This window comes from Agromyces italicus DSM 16388 (assembly GCF_000421545.1).
Classification (GTDB): domain Bacteria; phylum Actinomycetota; class Actinomycetes; order Actinomycetales; family Microbacteriaceae; genus Agromyces; species Agromyces italicus.
This window is the reverse complement of record NZ_ATXF01000005.1, coordinates 203,305-224,675: the sequence shown is the minus strand read 5'-3', so window position 1 is coordinate 224,675 and position 21,371 is coordinate 203,305. Positions and strand designations below refer to the sequence as shown.

Annotated in this window: 20 protein-coding genes; 5 read left to right on the top strand and 15 right to left on the bottom strand. The window is 71.5% G+C overall.

The window, feature by feature from the left end; all coding sequences use genetic code 11:
- Positions 1-77 precede the first annotated feature (77 nt).
- From mnhG to H516_RS18470, 6 genes are read right to left on the bottom strand one after another with little or no spacing between them, the layout of a single operon-like run.
- Positions 78-434 carry a monovalent cation/H(+) antiporter subunit G gene (gene mnhG, locus H516_RS18485; RefSeq protein WP_022888684.1) on the bottom strand — a complete coding sequence of 119 codons (357 nt, stop codon included), beginning with the start codon at positions 432-434 and terminating at the stop codon, positions 78-80.
- Complete coding sequence (locus H516_RS22340) at positions 431-703, bottom strand: MrpF/PhaF family protein (RefSeq protein ID WP_026378455.1); 273 nt, start codon at positions 701-703, stop codon at positions 431-433. The genes mnhG and H516_RS22340 overlap by 4 nt, the downstream gene beginning before the upstream one ends.
- A complete protein-coding gene (locus H516_RS20890) occupies positions 700-1,338 on the bottom strand; it encodes a Na+/H+ antiporter subunit E (protein WP_022888683.1) in 639 nt (212 codons plus the stop codon). The genes H516_RS22340 and H516_RS20890 overlap by 4 nt, the downstream gene beginning before the upstream one ends.
- Entirely contained in the window at positions 1,335-2,942 is a 1,608-nt protein-coding gene (locus H516_RS0105305) for a Na+/H+ antiporter subunit D (RefSeq protein WP_022888682.1), read from the bottom strand. The genes H516_RS20890 and H516_RS0105305 overlap by 4 nt, the downstream gene beginning before the upstream one ends.
- Positions 2,939-3,493 carry a sodium:proton antiporter gene (locus H516_RS21190; protein ID WP_022888681.1) on the bottom strand — a complete coding sequence of 185 codons (555 nt, stop codon included), beginning with the start codon at positions 3,491-3,493 and terminating at the stop codon, positions 2,939-2,941. The genes H516_RS0105305 and H516_RS21190 overlap by 4 nt, the downstream gene beginning before the upstream one ends.
- Positions 3,490-6,453, bottom strand: a complete 2,964-nt coding sequence (locus H516_RS18470) for a Na+/H+ antiporter subunit A (RefSeq protein WP_022888680.1) — start codon at positions 6,451-6,453, stop codon at positions 3,490-3,492. The genes H516_RS21190 and H516_RS18470 overlap by 4 nt, the downstream gene beginning before the upstream one ends.
- 110 nt (positions 6,454-6,563) lie before the next feature.
- Between H516_RS18470 and H516_RS0105290 the strand changes: the two genes are divergently transcribed.
- The gene (locus H516_RS0105290) at positions 6,564-7,784 is read left to right on the top strand and encodes an ATP-binding protein (RefSeq protein ID WP_022888679.1); all 1,221 of its coding nucleotides are present in this window, start codon (positions 6,564-6,566) and stop codon (positions 7,782-7,784) included.
- A 177-nt stretch (positions 7,785-7,961) separates the two neighbouring features.
- Here H516_RS0105290 and H516_RS0105285 read toward each other — a convergent pair whose 3' ends face one another.
- On the bottom strand, positions 7,962-8,627 hold the full coding sequence (locus H516_RS0105285; RefSeq protein ID WP_022888678.1) for a response regulator: 666 nt from the start codon (positions 8,625-8,627) through the stop codon (positions 7,962-7,964).
- On the bottom strand, positions 8,624-9,892 hold the full coding sequence (locus tag H516_RS0105280; RefSeq protein WP_026378453.1) for a sensor histidine kinase: 1,269 nt from the start codon (positions 9,890-9,892) through the stop codon (positions 8,624-8,626). Before H516_RS0105280 ends, H516_RS0105285 begins: the two co-directional genes overlap by 4 nt.
- Before the next feature lie 146 nt (positions 9,893-10,038).
- Here H516_RS0105280 and H516_RS0105275 point away from each other — a divergent pair, with 146 nt between their 5' ends.
- Together H516_RS0105275 and H516_RS18465 are read left to right on the top strand one after the other, a co-directional pair.
- Positions 10,039-11,028 carry an SMP-30/gluconolactonase/LRE family protein gene (locus H516_RS0105275; RefSeq protein ID WP_022888676.1) on the top strand — a complete coding sequence of 330 codons (990 nt, stop codon included), beginning with the start codon at positions 10,039-10,041 and terminating at the stop codon, positions 11,026-11,028.
- A 155-nt stretch (positions 11,029-11,183) separates the two neighbouring features.
- Entirely contained in the window at positions 11,184-11,792 is a 609-nt protein-coding gene (locus tag H516_RS18465; protein WP_033196878.1) for an ankyrin repeat domain-containing protein, read from the top strand.
- A 68-nt stretch (positions 11,793-11,860) separates the two neighbouring features.
- Here the strand turns inward: H516_RS18465 and H516_RS0105265 are convergent, their stop codons facing one another.
- From H516_RS0105265 to H516_RS0105250, 4 genes are read right to left on the bottom strand one after another with little or no spacing between them, the layout of a single operon-like run.
- Positions 11,861-12,565 (bottom strand): ABC transporter ATP-binding protein, encoded by a 705-nt coding sequence (locus H516_RS0105265; protein ID WP_022888674.1) that lies wholly within the window; start codon positions 12,563-12,565, stop codon positions 11,861-11,863.
- Positions 12,562-14,601, bottom strand: coding sequence for a branched-chain amino acid ABC transporter ATP-binding protein/permease (locus tag H516_RS0105260; protein WP_022888673.1), 2,040 nt, complete (start codon positions 14,599-14,601; stop codon positions 12,562-12,564). Before H516_RS0105260 ends, H516_RS0105265 begins: the two co-directional genes overlap by 4 nt.
- Position 14,602: 1 nt before the next feature.
- A complete protein-coding gene (locus tag H516_RS0105255) occupies positions 14,603-15,472 on the bottom strand; it encodes a branched-chain amino acid ABC transporter permease (RefSeq protein WP_022888672.1) in 870 nt (289 codons plus the stop codon).
- Positions 15,473-15,476: 4 nt separating this feature from the next.
- Entirely contained in the window at positions 15,477-16,670 is a 1,194-nt protein-coding gene (locus H516_RS0105250) for an ABC transporter substrate-binding protein (RefSeq protein WP_022888671.1), read from the bottom strand.
- Between the two features lie 236 nt (positions 16,671-16,906).
- Here H516_RS0105250 and H516_RS0105245 point away from each other — a divergent pair, with 236 nt between their 5' ends.
- The gene (locus tag H516_RS0105245; protein WP_022888670.1) at positions 16,907-17,749 is read left to right on the top strand and encodes a sulfurtransferase; all 843 of its coding nucleotides are present in this window, start codon (positions 16,907-16,909) and stop codon (positions 17,747-17,749) included.
- Between the two features lie 4 nt (positions 17,750-17,753).
- Here the strand turns inward: H516_RS0105245 and H516_RS0105240 are convergent, their stop codons facing one another.
- From H516_RS0105240 to H516_RS18460, 3 genes are read right to left on the bottom strand one after another with little or no spacing between them, the layout of a single operon-like run.
- Entirely contained in the window at positions 17,754-18,530 is a 777-nt protein-coding gene (locus H516_RS0105240) for a MerR family transcriptional regulator (RefSeq protein WP_022888669.1), read from the bottom strand.
- 4 nt (positions 18,531-18,534) lie between these two features.
- Positions 18,535-19,353 carry an alpha/beta fold hydrolase gene (locus H516_RS0105235; protein ID WP_022888668.1) on the bottom strand — a complete coding sequence of 273 codons (819 nt, stop codon included), beginning with the start codon at positions 19,351-19,353 and terminating at the stop codon, positions 18,535-18,537.
- A 46-nt stretch (positions 19,354-19,399) separates the two neighbouring features.
- Entirely contained in the window at positions 19,400-20,242 is an 843-nt protein-coding gene (locus tag H516_RS18460; protein ID WP_022888667.1) for a class I SAM-dependent methyltransferase, read from the bottom strand.
- A gap of 112 nt (positions 20,243-20,354) precedes the next feature.
- On the opposite strand from H516_RS18460, the gene H516_RS18455 reads away from it, so the two are divergent.
- Positions 20,355-21,320 (top strand): FKBP-type peptidyl-prolyl cis-trans isomerase, encoded by a 966-nt coding sequence (locus tag H516_RS18455; RefSeq protein WP_022888666.1) that lies wholly within the window; start codon positions 20,355-20,357, stop codon positions 21,318-21,320.
- The last annotated feature ends 51 nt before the right edge of the window (positions 21,321-21,371 follow it).

The window sequence follows — 21,371 nt, the reverse complement described above, 5'->3', positions numbered from 1 at the left end:
GCGCAATAACGACGGTTTGCGCGACATCGGGCCGGGGCCGGGGCCGGGGCCGGGGCCGGGTGGGCGGCGCGGCGCCCTCAGCTCGCGGGGTGCTCGTCGTGCGCGGCGATGTCGCGCCCGAGGTCGTCCTCGATGAGCAGGTCGCGACGCACGTGGTCTGTGCGGTAGGCCGAGCGGCCGAGCATGTGGGCGGTCATCGGCTGGGTGAGCAGCTGGAACGTCATGATCACGATGACGGTCGAGATCACGCCCCACGTCGGCGCGCGCAGCGCGATCGCGAGCAGCACGGTCGCGAGGCCCAGCACCTGCGGCTTCGTCGCGGCGTGCAGGCGGGTCAGCACATCGGGGAACCGCACGATGCCGACGCCCGCCGCCATCGACAGGAACGCGCTCACGAGGATGAGCAGTCCGACGACGATCTCGGTGGCGTTCACGAGGCATCCTGCTTCGCCATGAAGCGTGCGATCGAGATCGAGCCGACGACCGCGAACATCGCGAGCACGAGCAGCACGACGAGCGTGTCGGTGTGCCGGTTGATCGCCATCTCGGCGCCGAGCGCGCACATCGCGATCGCGAGCAGCACGTCGGTCGCGAGGGCTCGGTCGAGGATCGACGGCCCCTTGATGATGCGCACGACCGCGGCGATCGCGCCGATGCCGAACATGAGGCCGGCGAGGATCGAGACGAGAGTGAGGAAGGTCACGGGGTGCCTCCGTTCTGGTCGGATGGCCCGTGGTGCATGTCGGAGTGGCTCGCGGTGCGCTCGCCCGCGCGACGCGCCCGACGCTCGGCCCGCACCACCTCGGCCTGCTCGTGCGTGCCGATCGCGAGCACGATGCGCTCCTCGGTGCCGAGCACCTGGCGGTGGGTGCGGTCGATGTCGGCCTGCGTGCGCGTGCCGAGCGCGTGCAGGTAGAGCAGGCCGCGCTCGCGGTCGATGTCGACGACGACGGTGCCCGGCACGACCGAGATCGCCTCGGCCGTGAGGGTCGTCACGAGGTCGGAGCGAGTGTGCAGCTGCACGACGATGATCGAGTTCATCGGCTTCCACCACGGCCAGATCGAGAACGCCGCCACCTGGAGCGAGGCGAAGACCACGTCGACCATCATGCGCAGCCCGAGCAGCAACCCCCGCCACGGGTTGAATCGCCCGCTGAGCAGCACGGGCGGCAGGTACAGCGCGCGGGTCACCGCGATCGCGAGCAGCAGCCCGGTGACGATGCTGAGCGCGTCGATGTGGTCCCAGAGCAGCAGCCAGAGCACCAGTAGCGCGACCAGCAGCGGCAACTGCCGCCAGACCGAGCGCCAGCGCGAGATCGGTTCGTTCGTGTGGGTCATCGCACCCCCTCGGGGAAGACGATCGAGACGTACACCGACGGGTCGCTGAGCCCCTCGGCTGCACGTCCGGCGAGGTCGTACAGCGGGCCGGCGAAGACGGTGAGGCACACGGTGACCGCGACGAGCGAGGCGGTCGCGACGACCATCAGCACGGGCGTCGTGCGGGTCGCGGTGACGGTCGCGCCCTCTGGTGCCTCGAGCACCGAGCCGAGCAGCACCGACTCGTAGCCCTCGAGTTCCTCGCGACCGCGCCAGAATGCCATGTTCCAGAAGCGGGTGAGCGCGTAGAGGGTGATGAGCGAGGTCGCCGCGCCCGCAGCGATGACGACCCAGATGAGCCAGACGGGCCCGGGCGCCCCGCCGCCGGCGGGCCCCGAGGCATCCGCCGTCGTGCCCTGCGCACCCGCGATGAAGAGGCCGGCCTTGCCGAGGAACCCTGAGAACGGCGGAATGCCGCCGAGGTTCATCGCCGGGATGAAGAAGAGCACCGCGAGCAGCGGCGAAGCCTTGGCGAGGCCCGCGAGGCGGGTGATCGACGTCGCCCCGCCGAAGCGCTCGATGAGTCCGGTGGTGAGGAACAGCGCGGTCTGCACTGTGATGTGGTGCACGACGTAGTAGATCGTGGCGGTCAGGCCGATCACGCTCGACAGGCCGATGCCGAAGATCATGTACCCGATGTGACTCACGAGGGTGAACGAGAGCAGGCGCTTGATGTCGGCCTGCGTGAGCGCACCGAGGATGCCGATGAGCATGGTCAGCCCGCCGATCACGATGAGCAGCGTCGACAAGTCGCTCTCGGTGAACAGCACGGTCTCGGTGCGGATGATCGCGTACACCCCGACCTTCGTCAGCAAGCCCGCGAACACTGCCGTGACCGGTGCGGGCGCCGTCGGGTACGAGTCGGGCAGCCAGAACGACAGCGGGAACACCGCCGCCTTGATGCCGAACGCGACGAGCAGCAGCAGGTGCAGGATGAGCTGCACGTCCTGCGGCAGCTCGGCGAGCCGCACCGAGAGCTGGGCGATGTTGGCCGTGCCCGTCGCACCGTAGATGAGCGCGATCGCGCTGAGGAAGAAGAGCGACGACACGAGGCTCGTGATGATGTACGTGACGCCCGAGCGGATGCGCTCGCCCGTGCCGCCGAGGGTCAGCAGCACGTAGCTCGCGGCCAGCAGGATCTCGAAGCCGACGTAGAGATTGAACAGGTCGCCCGCGATGAAGGCGTTGAACACGCCCGCCGACAGGATCAGGTAGCTCGGGTGGAAGATCGAGACCGGCGTCTCGCGATGCCGGTCGGCGATGCCCTGACCGACCGAGTACACGAGCACGACGAGCAGCATGATGGCCGAGATCACGAGCATGATCGCCGACAGCCGGTCGACGACGAGCGTGATGCCCCACGGGGCATCCCAGGCGCCGAGGTAGACGACGGCGGGCCCGCTCGTGTCGACCGCCACCAGCAGCACCGCCGCGATGCCCGTGACGGCGGCGAGCACTGAGATGCCGACGGCCATCTGCGCACGTCGGTGGCGACCGAGGATGAGCGCGGTCGCTGCGCCGAGCATCGGCAGGAGCACCACGAGGGGGACGAGCACGGCGGTCACGGGCGGCTCCCCTCGTCGTCGCGGTCGCGCGCGGATGCCTCGCGCTCGAGTTCTTCTTCGTCGATGCCGGCGTCGACCTCGTCGAGCCGCTGTCCTGAGCCCGTCGAAGGGTCCTCGTCGCTGGCCTCGATGAGCGACTGGATCGCCTCGTCGTCGGCGGCGGAGGAGCGGATGAGGTCGGCGGTCTCCTCCGCGTCCTCGGCGAGCTCCGCCTCGTCGTCGACGAGGTCGCCCTTCGCCCCGAGCTTCGCGAGCCACCAGGAGCGGTAGATCAGCGCGAGCATGAACGCCGTGATGCCGAGGTTGATGACGATCGCGGTGAGCACGAACGCCTGGGGGAGCGGATCGGAGATCTCGCCCTCGTCGACGCCCGCGCCGAGGATCGGCGCGAGTCCGGGGGTGCCGCTCATCAGGTACATGAGGATGTTCACCGCGTTGCCGACGAGCAGGAACCCGATGAGCACGCGGGTGAGGCTGCGCTCGAGCATCACTGAGATGCCGGCGCCGAAGAGCACGGCCATGAGGATGACGAGGGTGAGCGATGCGGTCATGCCGGGGCTCCCTCGCGGTCGGCGGCGGTGGGGTCGGATGCCTCGGGGTCGCCCTCGGTCTCCTCCTGGTGGCGGTCGACCTCCGCGCCGAGCGAACGCAGGATGTCGAGCACGAGCCCGACGACGACGAGGTAGACGCCGATGTCGAACAGCGTCGAGGTGCCGATCGAGAGGAGCCCGAGCACGGGCACCTCGGCCTCGAACCAGGTCGACTCGAAGGCGGTGAGCCCGAACAGCAGCGACGATGCTGCGGTGCCCGCGGCGAGCAGGAGCCCCGTGCCGAGCAGGCGACCTGCGTCGACCGGCGCGGCCTCGCCGAGCTCGTACCGGCCGCCGGCGAGATAGCGGGCCACCAGGGCGAGCCCCGCGAGCAGGCCCCCTGCGAAGCCGCCGCCCGGCGCGTTGTGGCCGACGAACAGCAGGTACACCGACACGATGATCGCCGGGTGGAAGAGGAGCCGAACGAGCACCTCGATGAGAATCGAGCGGTTGCGGGGCGAGAGCGTGCGGCCCGCCAGCAGCCAGGTCTGGCGACTGCCGTGGGCCTCGGCCGCGGCATCCGTCTCGTCGTCGACCTCGGCGAGGCGGGGCTTGGCCGCGCGGATCGACGAGGCCGGCTCGAGCACGGGCTGCAGCCGGTTGCGGCGGTCGGGCTGCTCGTCGAGGCGTGGGGCGCCACCGGTGCGGCCCGAGACGAAGATGAGGCTCGCCACGCCCGTCGCGACGGCGACGAGCACCGAGATCTCGCCGAGCGTGTCCCACGCGCGGATGTCGACGAGCATGACGTTCACGATGTTCTTGCCGTGCGCCTCGAGGCTGAGTGCAGGGAGCCCCTCGGAGATCGTCGGCTCGATGCGCGCGCCGAGCGCGACCAGGCCGATGACGCCCATCACGAGGCCGGCGAGCACGCCGATCATGGTGCGCGTCGCGCGGCCGACCGCGGACGGGTGCACGGCGCTCTGCTTCGGCAGGCGTCGCAGCACGAGCACGAACACGACGATCGTGATGGTCTCGACAAGCGCCTGGGTGAGCGCGAGGTCGGGCGCCCCCGACATGCCGAAGAGCAGCACGAGCCCGTACCCCGTGGCGCCGACGAGCAGCACCGAGGTCACGCGGCGGCGCACGATCGCGGCGGCGACGGCGGCGATCGCCATGATGAACGCGATGAACGGCTGCGCGGGGTAGTCCCAGAGCCGCACGCCGTCGGGCCAGGAGTCGTTGAGGATCGCCGCGGTGCCGAGCCCGCCGATGAAGACCACCATGATGATCGCGAGGTAGCCGGCGAGCCCGCGCACCTGGAACGCGGTGGTCACCCGGGCGGCGAGGCGGTCGACGAACGACACGATGCCGAGGTAGCCGCGCGCCGAGTCGAGCGCGGGCGGCACGGCCGCCTGCATGCGGGCGACCCGTTGCCGGCCCCAGACGAGCAGTGCGGCCAGGGCGAACACGGCGGCCGACAGCGCGAGCGCGGGCTCGAGGCCGTGCCAGAGCGCGAGGTGGTACTCGTGGCCGCCCGGCAGCTCGTCGGCGTAGGCGGCGAGCAGGGGCTCGATGAGCGGCACGGCGAAGGCGAAGACGACGGATGCCCCGGCGAGGAGTGCGGGCGCGACGCCGATCGCGGCGCCTTCGCGGTGCAGCGGGGTGGGCGCGACATCCGCCTTGGTGAAGAACGCACCCCAGACGAACCGCACCGTGTACGCGACCGTGAGCACCGAGCCGAGGAACGCCGCCGCGAGGGCGACCCAGCCCCAGGTGTCGCCGGCGAGCGCCGACTCGAGTTCGGCGGTGAAGACGGCCTCCTTCGCGACGAAGCCCAGCAGCGGCGGCAGGCCCGCCATCGAGGCGGCCGCGACGAACGCGATCGTGGCGATGACCGGCATCCGGCGGCCCAGGCCCGAGAGCTTGCGCCAGTCGCGCGTGCCGGCGGCGTGGTCGACGATGCCGACGACGAGGAACAGGGTGGCCTTGAACAGGGCGTGCGCGAGCAGCAGCGCGACACCGGCGAGTGCGGCGTCGCGGGTGCCGAAGCCCGTGACCATCACGAGGAACCCCAGCTGGCTGACCGTGCCGTAGGCGAGTAGGAGCTTGAGGTCGTACTGGCGCAGTGCTCGCCAGCCGCCGACGAGCATGGTGAGCGCGCCGAGGCCGATGACGATGGGATGCCACACCTCGAGCTCGGCGTAGCCGGGGGCAAGGCGCGCGACGAGGTACACGCCGGCCTTCACCATCGCCGCGGCGTGCAGGTAGGCGCTGACCGGCGTCGGTGCGGCCATCGCGGCGGGCAACCAGAAGTGGAACGGCACCAACGCGCTCTTGGAGATCGCGCCGAGGAGCACCAGCGCGATGGCCCACTCGCCGGCCGCGCCGGTCACGGGGTTCGCGACGAGTTCGGCGAGACTCGTCGTGCCGCCCTCGACGGCGAGGATGACGAGACCGACCAGCATCGCGAGCCCGCCGAAGGTCGTCACGGTGAGCGCCTGAAGTGCCGCACCGCGGCTCTCCTTGCGACCGGTGTAGTGGCCGATGAGGAGGTACGAGAGCACGCTCGTCGCCTCCCAGAAGGTGAACATCACGAAGACGTCGTCGGCGGTGACGAGGCCGAACATCACGCCTGCGAAGGCGAGCAGGAGCGCGGCGAAACGGCCGAGCGCCGGCTCGTCGTCGGTGAAGTAGTTCATGCAGTAGAGCAGCACGAGGGCGCCGACGCCCGTGACGATCAGCGCGAGGAGGAGGGCGAGCGCGTCGAGCCGGAAGGTCAGCGCGATGCCGAGCGTCGGGATCCACTCGACGGTCTCGACGAGCGGGGTGCCGGCGAGGACGCCGGGGAGCCAGGTGAGCAGCAGCACGAACACCGCGGCCGGGAGCAGGGCGATGACGGCGAAGACGCGTCGACCGAGGACGCGCGTGAGCAGGGGGGTGACGATGGCGAGGGCGCCGAAGAGGGCGAGGCAGAAGATCATCCACCCTCCTCGCGCTCGCACCGAGACTCCAGTCTACGGGAGGCCCCAGGGTCTTTAGCCGATTTTATGATTCCTCGATAAAGTTCGGTAAAGGTTCTAAGATCTCGACCATGGACAGCATCAGCAACCCGTACACGCCGAACGCCGGCGCTGCACCGGAGATCGTCGTCGGCAGGGACGATCAGCTCGATGCGTTCCGGGTGCTGCTCAGCCGGCTCGAACGCGGACGGACCGAGCAGTCGATGATCATCACCGGGCTCCGAGGCGTCGGCAAGACCGTGCTGCTCGGGCAGTTCCTGGACATCGCGAACGCCGCCCGCTGGGAGGTCGTCGAGATCGAGGCGAGCAAGCACGACGACGTCCGGTTCCGCCAGGCGATGTTCTCACAGCTCAAGGCGGCGCTGCTGCGCCTCTCGCCGCGTGCGCGATGGAGCGAGCGGAGCCGCCGGGCCGCCGAGGTCCTGAGCGCCTTCGCCGTGTCGGTCGACCTGCAGGGCACGTTCAGCGTCTCGTGGGACGTGCCGCCGGCCGAAGGGCTCGGGGATCACGGCGATCTCGGCATGGACCTGACCGACGTGTTCGTCGCCCTCGGCGAAGCGGCCGCCGAGCAGGAGCGCGGCGTGGCCCTGCTCGTCGACGAGGTGCAGTTCCTGGGGCGCGCCCAGCTCGAGGCGCTCATCCAGGCGGTGCACAAGACCGTACAGCGCCGGCTCCCGATCACCTTCGTCGGGGCTGGGCTGCCGCAGATCGCCGAGCTCGCGGGCGACGCGAAGTCGTATGCCGAGCGCCTGTTCAAGTTCCCGAGGATCGGCTCGCTGAGCGATGAGGATGCGCGCAAGGCGCTCGTCGAGCCCGCGCTCGTGGAGGGCGTCGTCTTCGACGACGACGCCGTCGAGCTCGCGATCGAGATCACCCAGGGCTACCCGTACTTCCTGCAGGAGCTGGGGTACCAGGTGTGGGGCGTCGCCAGCAGCGGGCGAGTGCACCGCGAGGACGTCGAGATCGCGAAGGAGGCATACGAGTCGAAGCTCGACGGCTCGTTCTTCCGCGTGCGGCTCGACCGGGCGACCCCCCTGCAGACCGCCTACATGCGGGCGATGGCCGAACTCGGGCCCGAGCCCCAGAAGGCCGCCGACGTCGCGCGGGTGATGGGCCGCGAGTCGACCCAGGTCGGCCCGACGCGCGCCGAGCTCATCGACATGGGCCTGCTCTACACGCCCGAGCACGGGTATGCGGCGTTCACCGTTCCCGACTTCGACCGGTTCATGCGCCGCGCGGCGCCTGAACTGATCGTGCCCGAGGTGCAGCGCCGCAAGCGCAAGGACGAATGACTCGCATCTCGTCTCTCGGCCTTGGCGACGAAGATTGCAGCGCGCTGTGAGCGCCGCGCAATCCCGGTGACGTCGGCGTCATCCACAAGGGGCCGAGCCTGCTCGACGTTGACGTCGTGGCATGGTCGGCCGGAACTCACCGTGATGTCGACACGAGGTTTCGAACGTCTGTGCGCCCTAACGCCGGATGATGCGTCGCTCGATCGCGGCGGCGACGGCGCCCGCGCGGGTGTCGACGCCGAGCTTCGCGTAGATGTGCGAGAGGTGCGACTTCACGGTCGCCTCCGAGACGAGCAGCTCCCGCGCCAGCTCCCGGTTGCCGAGGCCCTCGGCGAGCAGTTCGAGCACCTCGACCTCCCGCTCGGTGACCACGGGGCCGGGCGCGGCGGCGCGGCGTACGAGCGTCGCAGCGACCGAGGGGGCGAGCACCGTCTCGCCGCGGGCGACGGCGCGGATGCCGGCGAACAGCTCCGCGGGCGGGGCGTCCTTCAGGAGATAGCCGCCCGCGCCGGACTCCAGGGCGCGGAGGATGTCGGCCTCGGTGTCGTAGGTCGTCAGCACGAGGACGGCGGGCGGCTCGTCGAGCGCCCGCAGCCGCGAGGTGGCCTCGATGCCGCCGGGCCCGGCGCCGAGGTTGAGGTCCATGAGCACGACATCGGGTCGGTAGGCGCGCGCCTTCGAGACGGCCTCGTCGGCGTCGCCCGCTTCTGCGACGACCTCGAATCCCGCTCGGCCGCCGAGCAGGGCCGCGAGCCCCGCTCGGACCACCGGGTGGTCGTCGACGAGGACGACGCGCACGTCGGCCGCCTCGCTCGCCTCCGGCGCCCCGGATGCCCCGGTCACGATGCATCCCCTTCAGCGCCGCTCGTCAACGGGAACGAGACCGACACCGTCGTGCCGTCGCCCGGGGAGCTCTCGATCTCGGCTCGGCCGCCGAGTTCCTGGGCACGTTCGCGAAGGCCGCGCAGACCGTGGCCGCGCTCGCCGGTGCCGTGCCCGTCGGCCGCGCGCTCGCCGGTGCCGCGCTCGGACGAGCCTCGTCGGCCTGCCCCAGCGGCATCGAAGCCGACGCCGTCGTCGCGCACGTCGAGGCGCACCTCGTCGGGCTGGAACGTCAGGCTCACCACGATGCGACGCGCCTGCGCGTGCTCGAGCGCGTTGGCGAGCGCGCCCCTCGCGCTGCGCAGCAACGCACCGGCGACGACCGCGGGCACCGCCCGGGCGTCGCCGTGGCGGTGGAACTCGAGTGCGGCGCCCGCGCCCGTGGCGGTGGCATCCGCGACCAGCCGCTCGAGCGCCTCGGGCAGCGACTCCGCGCTGCCGCTCTCGAGCGAGGCGGGTGCGAGGTCGCGCACGACCCGGCGCACCTCGTCGAGGCCATCGCGGGCGGTCGCGGCGGCCGTGCGCACGTGCGAGCGCGCGGCCTCGGGGCGTGCCGACCAGTCCTGCTCGGCGGCCTGGAGCAGGAGGTTGATGCTCGAGAGCTGCTGGCCGACCGAGTCGTGGATCTCGCGCGAGAGCCGTTCGCGCTCCGCGAGTGCTCCGGAGCGGTGCTGCGCGTGCAGCAGCTCCTCCTGCGCGTCGGTGAGCTCGTCGAGGAGGAGCTGTCGGGCCGCAGACTCGCGCTGGAGCGCCCGGTAGACGAGCACGGTGACGACCGCGATGCCGATCGGGCCGGCGATGACGGTCGGGTCGAGGCCGTCGGCGATGCGGAGCTCGGCGGCCGTGACGAGACCGGTCATGAGCACGACGACGATCACCGCGCCGCGGAACGGCAGCACCTGGAGCACGGCGAAGCCGAGCGGCACGGCGCACCACGCGAACGAGGGCGCCGCGAGGGTGAGCAGCGCCCACAGCACCGTGACCGTCACCACCCACGCGGTCGGCCACCATGAGCGGGTCGGCAGCAGGGGCCGCACCGAGTACGCGACCGCCAGCAGGGCGGCGCCGGCGAGTACGAGCACGCCGTCGGCGCCGAGTCCGTGACGCTCGAGGTACCGCACGGCCGAGGTCGCGAGCAGGGCGAGGAACACGATCTGCAGCCAGCGGTCGAGGCTGGCGACTGGCGCGAGGATGCCACGGATGCCGGTGCGGTCGGAGACGGACATGATCGCCAAGCCTAGGCACGGGCGCTCCACGCGGGCATCATCCGATCGGCTATGCACGTGTAGCCGATCGCCCGACGCCGGTGCCCGGGCCCGCATCGAGGCTGGAAGCACACGTCGAGACCGGCGTGACAGAGACGAGGGAAACCATGAAGCGCACCATCGCCATCGCACTCGCCACGGCGAGCCTCACCGCAGGCATCGCCGGCGCGGGCCTCACGGCCGCACCCGAGGCGGCCCGCGCGCAACCGCAGGACCACGGCCGCCCGGACCGCTACACGGTGCCCGGCGACGCCGCCGGCTCGCGGTTCGAGGGCATCGGCGTCGACGAGCGACGCGGGCTGTTCTACGTCAGCGAGGTCACGGGCGGCGAGATCCACCGTGGTGACGCGAGCGAGCCGCAGGCCATGGAGTGGCTCGCGGGCGACGGCACCGACGGGCGCTACACCGCCCGCGGCGTCACCGTCGATCGCGCCGGCAACGTCTACGTCGCCGGCGGCCCGAACGGCCTCGGCAACCCCGACCGCCCCGAGCTGTGGGTCTACGACGAGGACGGCGAGCTGCTCGCCGCGCTCCGGGTGCCCGGCACCTCCGACGCGTTCCTCAACGACGTCGCGATCGGCGCAGACGGGGCCGCCTACTTCACGAACTCGAACGACCCGCAGATCTTCCGGGTCGCCGAGGACGGCGGTACCTGGCGGGCCGAGCTCTGGGCCGATGCCACCGGCACCGTCGAGCGGGCGGCCGGGTTCAACCTCGGCGGCATCGTGCTCTCGTCCGACCGCAGCGCGTTCGTCGTGGCGCAGGGCAACACCGGGCGGCTCTGGCGCTTCGCCACCGCCGACGGCGCGGTCTCCGAGATCGACACGCACGGGGCCGACCTCGTGAACGCCGACGGACTCGTGCGCCAGGGCAATCGCCTCACCGTCATCCGCAACTTCTCGAAGACGGTGGCGACCATGCGCGTCTCGGCCGACGGCGACGCGGTGCACCGCATCGAACAGCGGGCGAGCGACCCCGACCGCGTGTACACGACCGCCAAGATGCTGAACGGGCGCCTGCTCGCCGTCGACAGCAAGTTCGACGAGCAGCCCGCGGCCTCCGGCCCGTACGACGTCGTCGGATCGCCGTGGGGCTGACCCGCAGCGCTCGCCGCAGCGTCGTCGCGATCGTCGCGGCGGCGCTGCTGCTCACGGGCTGCGCGGCAGGCAGCGCGCCGGGCGCGTCCCCCGTCCCCGATGCCTCGCGGTCCGCGTCCGCCGCGCCGTCCGCCCCGCCGCGAGAGGATGTCACCATGACCGAGGCCCCCGCCCCTGTGCTCACCGACCCCGAAGGCACCCTGCTCAGCGCTGCGGCCGCCGGCGACGCCGCGACCGTCTCCCTCGCCATCCGGGCCGGTGCCGAGCTCGAGGCGCGCGACGGTCGCGGGCGCACCGCACTGCTGCTGGCCTCCGCGGCCGATCATGTCGAGGCCGCGAGCGTGCTCGTCGCGGCGGGCGCCGACCCCGACGCGCTCGACGACCGGCGCGACACCCCGTGGCTCGTCACCGGGGTCACCGGAAGCGTCGCGATGGCCGAGGTGCTCCTCGCCGCCGAACCCGACCTCACGATCGTGAACCGCTACGGCGGCATCTCGATCATCCCCGCGGGCGAGCGCGGCCACGTGGAGTACCTCGAGCGGGTGCTGCAGACCGACATCGACGTCGACCACGTCAACGACCTCGGCTGGACGGCGCTGCTCGAGGCCGTCATCCTCGGCGACGGGGGCCCGCGCCATCAGGAGACGGTGCGGGTGCTGCTCGAGGGCGGCGCCGACCGGTCGATCGCCGACCGCAACGGCGTCACCGCCCTCGAGCACGCCCGCGCGAGCGGCGACGACGCGATCGTCGCCCTGCTCGTCTGAGACGCGAACGGCGGCGGATGCCTCGCCGGGACTCGCGAGGCATCCGCCGCCGTGGCGGCGTGAGGGCGCTACGCCGCCGCACCGCCGAGGTAGGCGTTGCGCACCTCGGGCAGTTCGACGAGCTCGGCCGGCGTGCCCTCGAGCACCACGCGTCCGCGCTGCATGACGACCGCCCGGTCGGCGATGCCGAACGAGGCGCGCACGTTCTGCTCGACGAGCAGCACCGCGAGGCCGCGCGAACGCAGCTCGGTGAGCACCTTCATGATCTCGGCGACGACCTTCGGGGCGAGCCCGATGGAGGGCTCGTCGAGCATGATCGCCTTCGGCGCGGCCATCATGCCGCGGCCGATGGCGACCATCTGCTGCTCGCCGCCCGAGAGCGTGCCCGCCGCCTGCCCGAGCCGGGGCTTCAGCCGCGGGAACAGTTCGAGCACGGCATCGAGGTCGCCCCTGCCGCCCTTGCTCCACGCGCCGAGCATCAGGTTGTCGCGCACCGAAAGAGTCGGGAAGCAGAGGCGGTTCTCGGGCACGTGGGTGAGCCCGAGCGACGCCATCTTCTCGGTCGGGCGGCCCGTGATCTCGGTGCCGTCGAGCGCGACCGTGCCCCCGGTCGGACGGATGAGGCCGTTGACCGCGCGCAGCAGCGTCGTCTTGCCCGCACCGTTCGAGCCGACGACGGTCACGATCTCGCCTGCGGCGACCTCGAGGCTCACCTCGTGCAGGATGGCGAGCTTGCCGTAGCCCGCGTCGAGCGACTTCACCGAGAGCGTCATGCGTGCTCCTCCAGTTCCTTGAGCTCGGCCTCGGCCTCCTCGGCGTCGGTGCCGAGGTAGGCGACGATGACCGCGGGGTCGTTGCGCACCGATTCGGGGTCGCCGTGCGCGATGAGCACGCCGTCGTCGAGCACCGCGACCGTGTCGGCGAGCGCCATCACCTGCGCCACGTCGTGCTCGACGAGCACGATCGTGAGGCCGGCGTCGCGGAGGCGCCGGAGCAGCGTCGCGAGCATCTCGCGCTCGCGGCCCGAGAGCCCCGCCATCGGTTCGTCGAGCAGCAGCAGCGCGGGCTCGGAGGCGAGCGCGCGGCACACCTCCATCATGCGCTGGCGGCCGAACGGCAGGTCGCCCGCGGCGAGGCCCGAGACGTCCCCGAGCTGCATCGTCTCGAGGATCTCGCGGGCGATCTCCTCGTGGCGGTACTGCTCCCGGCCCTGCAGCCCGAGCATGCCGCGGAGGATGCCCGCGCGACCCTTGCGGTAGCGACCCATGTAGACGTTGCCGACGACGTCGGTCGACGAGAACACCTGGAGGTTCTGGAACGTGCGGGTGAGCCCCGCCTCGGCGCCCACGTGGGGCTTGCGCCCCTGGATCTCGGAGCCGAGGAAGGACACCGTGCCCGAGGTCGGCGCGATGGCGCCGGTGATCATGTTGAAGCACGTCGTCTTGCCCGCGCCGTTCGGCCCGATCAGGCCCATGATCTGCCCGGCCGGCACGGTGAGGGTCACTTCGTCGACGGCGACGACGCCGCCGTAGCGCTTCGTGAGTCCGCGCACCTCGAGGATCGGGGCGCCCGCGGGTACCGGCACCGAGACGGTCGGCACCGGCGCGGATGCCTCGTGCCCGCCGTCGCCCACGGCGTCGCCGTCGGCCGTTCCGTCGACCGGAGCGCTCGCGGCGCCTTCGCCCGGCAGCCCGCCGAACGCGCGCGTCGGCGCTTCGGCCGTGCCGTCGTCGGCCCCGCCGCCGGGGAGCGCGGCCGCACCGGCCGGCGCCGCGGCATCCGCCCGCCTCGCGCCGATGCGCGAGGTGATCGCCGCCCAGGCCGTCTTGACGACCTGGTAGAGGCCGCCCGGCAGCAGGATGATCACGAGGATCAGCACGAGGCCGTAGCCGATGAGCTGCACCTCGCCCGTCGCACCGGGGATGATCGCGGGGATCAGGTCACGCAGGCCCTCGGAGAGGAGCTCGACGATGAAGGCGCCCGCGATGGCGCCCCACACCGAGCCGAGCCCGCCGATGACGACCATGAGCAGCAGCTCGACCGAGACGTGGAACTCCGCGACCTGCGGCGAGACGATCTGCACCTGGTACGCGTAGAACACGCCGCCGAGGCCCGCGAAGCCCGCCGACAGGGTGAACACCTTGACGCGCAGCGCGTAGGTGTTCACACCGAGCGACTCGGCCGCGAGCTCGGAGTCGTTGACCGCCGAGAGCGCCCGGCCCGCACGCGAGCGGGTGAGGTTCAGCGCGAGCACGAGGCCGAGCAGCACGAACGGCGCGACGAACCAGAAGAACAGCCCGTTGTTGTCGATCGGGATGCCGAAGACTTCGGGTCGGCCGTAGCCGTAGATGCCCGTCGTGCGTCCGGTGAACTCCCACTCGCGCACCGCGATCATGACGATGAAGCCGAGGCCGAGCGTCGCGAGCGCGAGATAGTGCCCGCGCAGGCGCAGCATCGGCAGGCCGACGAGGAGCGCCGCGAGCATCGCCGCGACGACCCCGCCGACGGCGGCGACGAGCCCCGGCATCTCGAACTTCTGCAGCAGGATCGCGTGCGTGTAGGCGCCGATCGCGAAGAACGCCGCCTGCCCCAGCGACACCTGGCCTGCGAGGCCCATGAGCAGCGACAGGCCGATCGCGGGAAGCGCGAAGATCATCGAGAAGACGGCGATGTTCATCATCGACGAGCTCGCCGTGAACGGCACGATCAGGATGACGACCGCGAGGAGGGCCACCCCGATGATCGTGCCGCGGTTGTTGGGCCAGAAGCCGGTCTTCGACCGGAGGGCGGCCTTGTTCAGGTACGACATCTCAGACCCTTACCGCGTTCGGGCGCAGCACGAGGCCGGCCGGCCGGATGATCAGCACGATGATGAGGATGAAGAACGCGACCGCATCCTTCCAGCCCGATGCCACGTAGCCGGCCACGTACGACTCGATGATGCCGAGCAGCAGTGCCCCGACGATCGCGGCCCGGAACGAGACGAGCCCGCCGAGCACCGCCGCGACGAAGCCCTTGAGCCCGAGCAGCAGACCGCCCGACCAGATCGAGAGGTAGATCGGCGAGGAGACCACGCCCGCCGCGGCGCCGACGAAGCCGGCGATCGCGAAGGCGATGACCGAGGCCACGGCCGGCGAGATGCCGACGATGCGGGCGGCGACCGGCTGCTCGGCGCTCGCGCGGAGCGCCTTGCCCCAGCGGGTCTTCTCGTAGAAGAGCAGCACGCCGCCGCCCACCACGACCAGGGCGCCGAGCATCCAGAGCTCCTGCGAGCGGATGCTGACGCCGCCGAGGTTCAGGTCGCTGCCGGGGAACGCGGGGAGGCGCTTGCCCTCGGCGCCCCAGATGAGCAGCATGATCGCCTGGAGCAGCGTCGAGACGCCGAGCGTGAGGATGATCGAGACGAGCGTCGTGAGGTTCTTCACGCGCGAGATCACGAGGCGTTCGATGAGCACCGAGGCGAGGGTGACCGAGACGAGCGCGATGAGGATCGCGACGGGCAGCGGCAGGCCGGCCGTGACGAGCGAGATGCTCCCCAGGCCGGCCAGCGTCGCGTAGTCGCCCTGGGCGATGTTCACGACGTGCCGCACCGTGTAGGTGGCGATGAGGCCGACGGCGAGCAGGGCGTACACCGAGCCCTGCGAGAGCCCTGCCACCGTCAGCTGGAGGAAGTCGGTCAACGGATCACTCTTCGTAGAGCGTCCAGCGGCCGCCCTCGGCGAGCGCCATGATGAGGGCGTCGGCCGTGAGGCCCGAGTGGTTCTCGGGGGTCATCGTGAAGATGCCCGAGATGCCGACGACGTCGGTCGTCGCCTCGATCGCGTCGCGGAGCGCCTCGGGGTCGGTGCCGGCCTCTTCGATGGCCTTCGTGCCGACGAGCCACGCGTCGTAGGCGTGCCCCGCGAAGCTCGAGGGCGCCGAGTCGAACGACTCGGTGTAGTCGGCGATGAACTGGTCGATGACGGCCTTCTGGGGGTCGTCGTCGCTCAGCTGGTCGGCGACCAGCAGGCGGCCCATCGGGGCGATGACGCCGTCGGCGGCGGGGCCGGCGGCCTCGAAGAAGGCGTCGTTGGCGACGCCGTGCGACTGGTAGACCGGCTTGTCGACGCCGAGCTGCACGTAGGCGGCCTGCGCGAGGCCGGCCGACGGGGTGATGCCCCAGATGATGACGGCGTCGGCGTCGGCCGCGCGGATGTTCGTCATCTGCGCGGTGAAGTCGGTCGCGCTCGGCTCGAACGACTCGGTCGCGGTGAGCGTGATGCCGCGCTCGGAACCGAGCTCGGTGATGATGTCGGCGATGCCCTCGCCGAAGCCGGTGGCGTCGCGTACGAGGGCGAGCTTCGTGTAGCCCTTCGCCTCGGCGTCGTCGAGGATGCGCTCGAGCACGACGAGGTCGTTCTGCGCGGTCTTGAAGACCCACTCGGAGCCGTCGACGATCGCGGCGTTCGCGGCGACCGAGATGGTCGGCACTTGTGCGGCCTCGACGAGGGGGCGCATCGCGAGCGAGGGGCCCGTACGCGAGGAGCCGATGATGAGGTCGACGTCGTCGTTCTCGATCAGCTGGGTGGTCGCCTTCGCGGCGCCGTCCTCGGTGGACTGGTTGTCCTTGATGATCAGCTCGACCTCGCGGCCGTCGATGCCGCCGGCCTCGTTGAGCTGTTCGGCGAGCATGTTGAGGGTGTTCTGCTCGGGCACGCCGAGGTTCGCGCCGACGCCGGTGATGTCGAGCACGGCACCGATCTTGATGGGGCCCTCCTCCGAGGCGCCGTCGCCGCCGGAGTCGCCGCCGAAGTTGGAGGCGCCGCAACCGGTGAGGGCGAGTGCGATGGATGCCGCGACGGCGGCGGGGATGAGCAGGCGGCGCTGCGCACGGTGCATGGGTGAACTCTCCTTTGAGCCCGCAGGGGGTTCTCGTCGTTGAGGTGGGGGACGGATTCATGACCGACCATTCGGTCACTAAATCGACGCTGTCGACGATACGGTGCGCGACGAGGCATCCGCAAGCCGCCGTTATGCAACAGAGACGCGGATGCTGCGTGCAGAACGCTCGCTCGCGCTGCGTCCGTCCGGGGTGCAGCGAGCATTTCCGCAGGTGCAGGCGGCAGGATGGGAGCATGCCGATCCTCATCGACGCCGCCGAGCTCGCAGAACGCCTCGCCACGGGCCAGCGCACGGTCGTGCTCGACGTGCGCTGGTCGCTCGCCGCGCCCGACGGCACCGAGGCGCACCTCGCCGGGCACATCCCGGGTGCCGTGTACGTCGACCTCGACCGCGAGCTCGCCGATCACGACGTCGTGGGCGAGGGCCGGCACCCGCTGCCGAGCGAGCAGGCACTCACCGAGGCGATGCGCCGCTGGGGCCTTCGCGACGGCGACACCGTCGTCGTGACCGACGACCTCGGCAACCAGTCGGCCGCGCGGGCCTGGTGGCTGTTGCGCCACGCCGGCGTCGCCGACGTGCGGATGCTCGACGGCGCGCTCGCCGTATGGCGGGCGGCGGGGCATCCGCTCGAAACGGGCCGGGTCGCGCCCGAACCCGGTGACGCGACCGCGCGCTTCGGCGGTATGCCGGTCATCGACGCCGATGCGGCCGCCGCGCTTCCGGCCGGGGGAGTGCTGCTCGACGCGCGGGCCGGCGAGCGCTACCGCGGCGAGGTCGAGCCGATCGACCCCCGTGCCGGCCATATCCCAGGCGCGCGCTCCGCGCCGAGCGCCGGCAGCCTCGACGCGAGCGGACGATTCCTGCCCGCCGACGAGCTGCGGGAGCGCTTCGCCGTGCTCGGCGCCCGGCCGGGCGTCACCGTCGGCGCGTACTGCGGATCGGGCGTCACCGCCGCGCACGCCGTCGCGGCGCTCGCACTGGCAGGGGTCGACGCCGCGCTCTACCCCGGCTCCTGGAGCCAATGGTCGAACGACGAGACCCGCGCGGTCGCCACGGGCGCCGCGCCGGCCGAGTAGGCGATCACTCGCGCGGCACGGGCACGCCCGCGGCCCGGAGCCTGGCCTCCGTGAGGGCGGTCAGCCTGGACGAGATCGGCGCCTGGCCCTCGCCGTGGGTGTTGATCAGCGCGTACTTGGTCGATGCCTGGATCCAGGAGCGCAGGACGTCGGGATCGCCCATCAGGGACGGGTTTGCGAGGTAGTGGTCGGCCGTGGCGATCGCGAGCTCCTCGATGCGCGGGTCGTGCTCGTCCCACCCCTCGGCCTCCCAGCCGCGCTTGGTCAGCTCGACGTACCCGGCGTCGCCCAGCCGGAGCTCGAGCTGGGTCAGGAACCCGTCGAAGCCGCCCGGCAACAGCGCGAGGGCCAGCACGAGCGCCTCGCGCTGGCCGGCGACGTACTCGGAGTCGAACCCGAGATCGCGCATCGTGTCGAGCACCGCGCACGCGCGGTCGGGCAGCAGGGCCCGGTCGCCGTCGGCGAGCCGGTGCAGCGTGTCGCGGCGGCCGACCAGGTCGGCGATCCGATCGTTCAGCCGTCGCTCGACGTCGACGATGGCGGCCGTGAACCGCTCGGCGTCGGCGTCGAGCAGCTCCCCGATCTCGGCGAGCGGCACCCCCGCGGTCGCCATCGTCCGAACCTGCACCAGCCGCAGCAGCGCGTCCGACCCGTATCGGCGATACCCGGAGCTGTCGCGCCGGGGTTCATCGACCAGTCCGAGCCGGTGGTAGTGCCGCACGGTCCTCACCGTGACGCCCGCGTATGCCGCCGCCTGCCCGATCGTGAGTCCGCCCATCATTCCGTCAACGTACCGGGCGATCGAGGGCTGCGACCTCGCGCACGACCGCCGCCACCGCGGGCGAGTCCTTTCGAAGGATGCTCCCGTGGTTGCTCGCGACCTTCGCGCCCACCTTCAGGTTCGGGTTGCGAACCAGTATCGGGTCGAGGGCCTTGCGCATCTGCTCCTGCAGGTCGTCGCGGCTGCCGACCGCCTCGCCGGAGGCGACGACGTAGCGGACGGGCACGGTCAGGCTGTCGAGGGTCGGTTCGAGGGCGGCGTGCAGCAGGTGGGACTCGATGGCGAGATCCGCATGCGTCTCGGCGGAGAACCGCGCCGCGAGGCCCATGGGGCGAATCAGTGGCATCATCGGCTTCATCCGAGCGAAGACCTTCCTGATCTCGTCGTGGCCGGCCTCGTCGGTCCAGCCGACCGGGTACGGGCCGTCGACCCCCACCACGCCCAGCGTGCGGCCCGGGTTCCTGCTGGCCCAGTGCACGCCGAGCAGGGCTCCGTACGACCATCCCACCAGCAGCGCCCGGTCGACGCCCCTCGCCTCGAGAACGGCGTCGATGTCGCGGATGCAGGCCTCGAACGAGTAGTCGGCCGCGAGCTTCGACGTGCCGCGAGCGCGCTCGTCGAAGCTGAGGTGACGATAACCCGGCCCGAGGTCGGCGATGACGCGTCGCCAGTGCCGCTTCGAGGCGTACGCGCCGTTCAGGTAGAGCACGGGGATGCCGGGGCCACCGGTGTCGGTGACCGCCAGGGCGGTGTCGTCGACCGGCACCATGCCGGTCCAGGTCGTGTCGGATTCGGTTGCTGTCGTTGCCTTCGTCGTGATCATGTCGTCAGCCTGCACCGTGACCTTAGGTCAAGGTCAAGCCGCGACTTCAACGGGTTCGACCTCGACCCTTCGTCGCTGCCGGACGCTGCCCGATCGCGATGAGCGTCGTCACGTCGATGGACGCGATACCGCGCTCCTCGATCGCCGCGAGGAAGCGCCGCCGCACCTTCTCGACCGCCGGCGCGCCGAGGCCGCCGAGCATGAAGCGCAGCGCGGTGCCGTCGACGAGCGTCCACGAGAGCTCCGGCGTCAGCTCGAGATGCCGCTGCACCGTGTGCGCCCGCACCCCGGCGAGGCCGAGCCTCGTGAGCCACTGCGCGAGGCTGCCGGCCGTGTCGATCGATGCGCGGCCCGCGGCCGGCGGTGCGGCGGCATCGAGCGAGGCGCCGCCGTCGGGGAGCGCCTCGGCGAGCAGCTCGGGCAGTGGATCGAACGCGCCGCGCGCCCACACCGTGATCGCGGCCCGCCCGCCCGGCCGTGCGCGTTCGATCAGGTGACGGGCGCCGTCGTCGAGGTCGTCGAAGTCGAGCACCCCGAGCACGCACTGCACGAGGTCGTAGCCCGTCGGCTCCCACTCGGTGACGTCGGCGACGTGGAGCCGCAGCTGCGGCAGGCGTTCGCCGGCACGCTCACGGGCGATCTCGACGAGCTCGGCGGACAGGTCGACCGCGTCGACGACGCCGCCCGGCCCCACGAGCTCGGCCGTCGGCAGCGCCGAGGCGCCGTCGCCCGCGCACGCGTCGAGCACCGACTCGTCGAAACGCGGTCTCGACCTGGCCACCGTCGCCATCGAGATCGGATTCCAGACCGCCTCGTCGAGTGCGGCGTGGGAACCGGTGACAGCCGTGAACCCCCCGACGAAATCAGGCTCGCTCGTCGTCTCCCCCATGCGCCCATTCTGGCCCTGATCGGCCCGATTCGTGGGATTCAGGCAATCGAAAGGCGAACGGTGCAGACTGGATGCACTTGCATCACGTCCTCCGATCGAATCGAGTCACTCCATGAATCGTGCCCTGCGCCGTGGCGCGCCCTTCGCGCTCGCCACCGCGGCCGCCCTGCTCCTCGCCGGTTGCGCGAGCGGCGGCAGCACCGAGGCATCCGAGACCCCCGACGCCACCGCCGCCGCCTGCATGGAGGTCGAAGCCGGGGCCCTCAGCGACGGGGTGACGGTCGAGGGCGAGTTCTCGGAATCGCCCACCGCGACCTTCACGACTCCGCTCGAGGCAGAGGAGCTCCAACGCACGGTCGCCATCGAGGGCGACGGCGACGCGACCGAAGCCGGCCAGAAGATCAACGCCGTCGTGACGCTGTTCTCGGGCGCCTCGGGCGAGCAGCTCCTCTCGCAGCCCGCCCAGCTCACGGTGGGCGACGAGAGCGTGTTCGACGCGTTCCGCGCGGGTGTCGACTGCGTTCCGCTGGGCTCGCGCACCGTGACGGTCGCGCCCGCCTCGGCGCTCTACGACGGCCAGGGCAACGAGCAGATCGGCCTCGCGGCCGACGAGGACGTCGTCATCGTCGTCGACGTCGTCGAGGTGCAGGAGCCGCTGAAGCCCGGCGAGTGGACCGAGAACGTGCCGGAGGTGGAGTTCGGCGCCGAGGGCGAGGCCCCCACCGTCACCCTGCCGAAGGTCGACGCGCCGACCGAACTTCAGATGAAGGTGCTCGAAGAGGGCGACGGCGACACCGTCGGCGAGGGCGACAGCGTCACGGTGCACTACCAGGGCATCAGCTGGGACTCGGGTGAGGTCTTCGACCAGAGCTACACCCGCGGAGAGGCCTCGACGTTCACGACCGACGGCGTCATCCAGGGCTTCGGCGCTGCGCTCGTCGGCCAGAAGGTCGGAACGAAGCTCATCGTCGTGATCCCGCCCGAGTACGCCTACGGCACCGACCCCGCCGCGCACGACCTCGGCGGGCAGACGCTCGTGTTCCTCGTCGAGATCCAGGACACCGCGCCCGCGGCGTAGTCGACCGAGGGTGAGAAGGGTCGGATGCCGCATCCGACCCTTCTTCGTTTC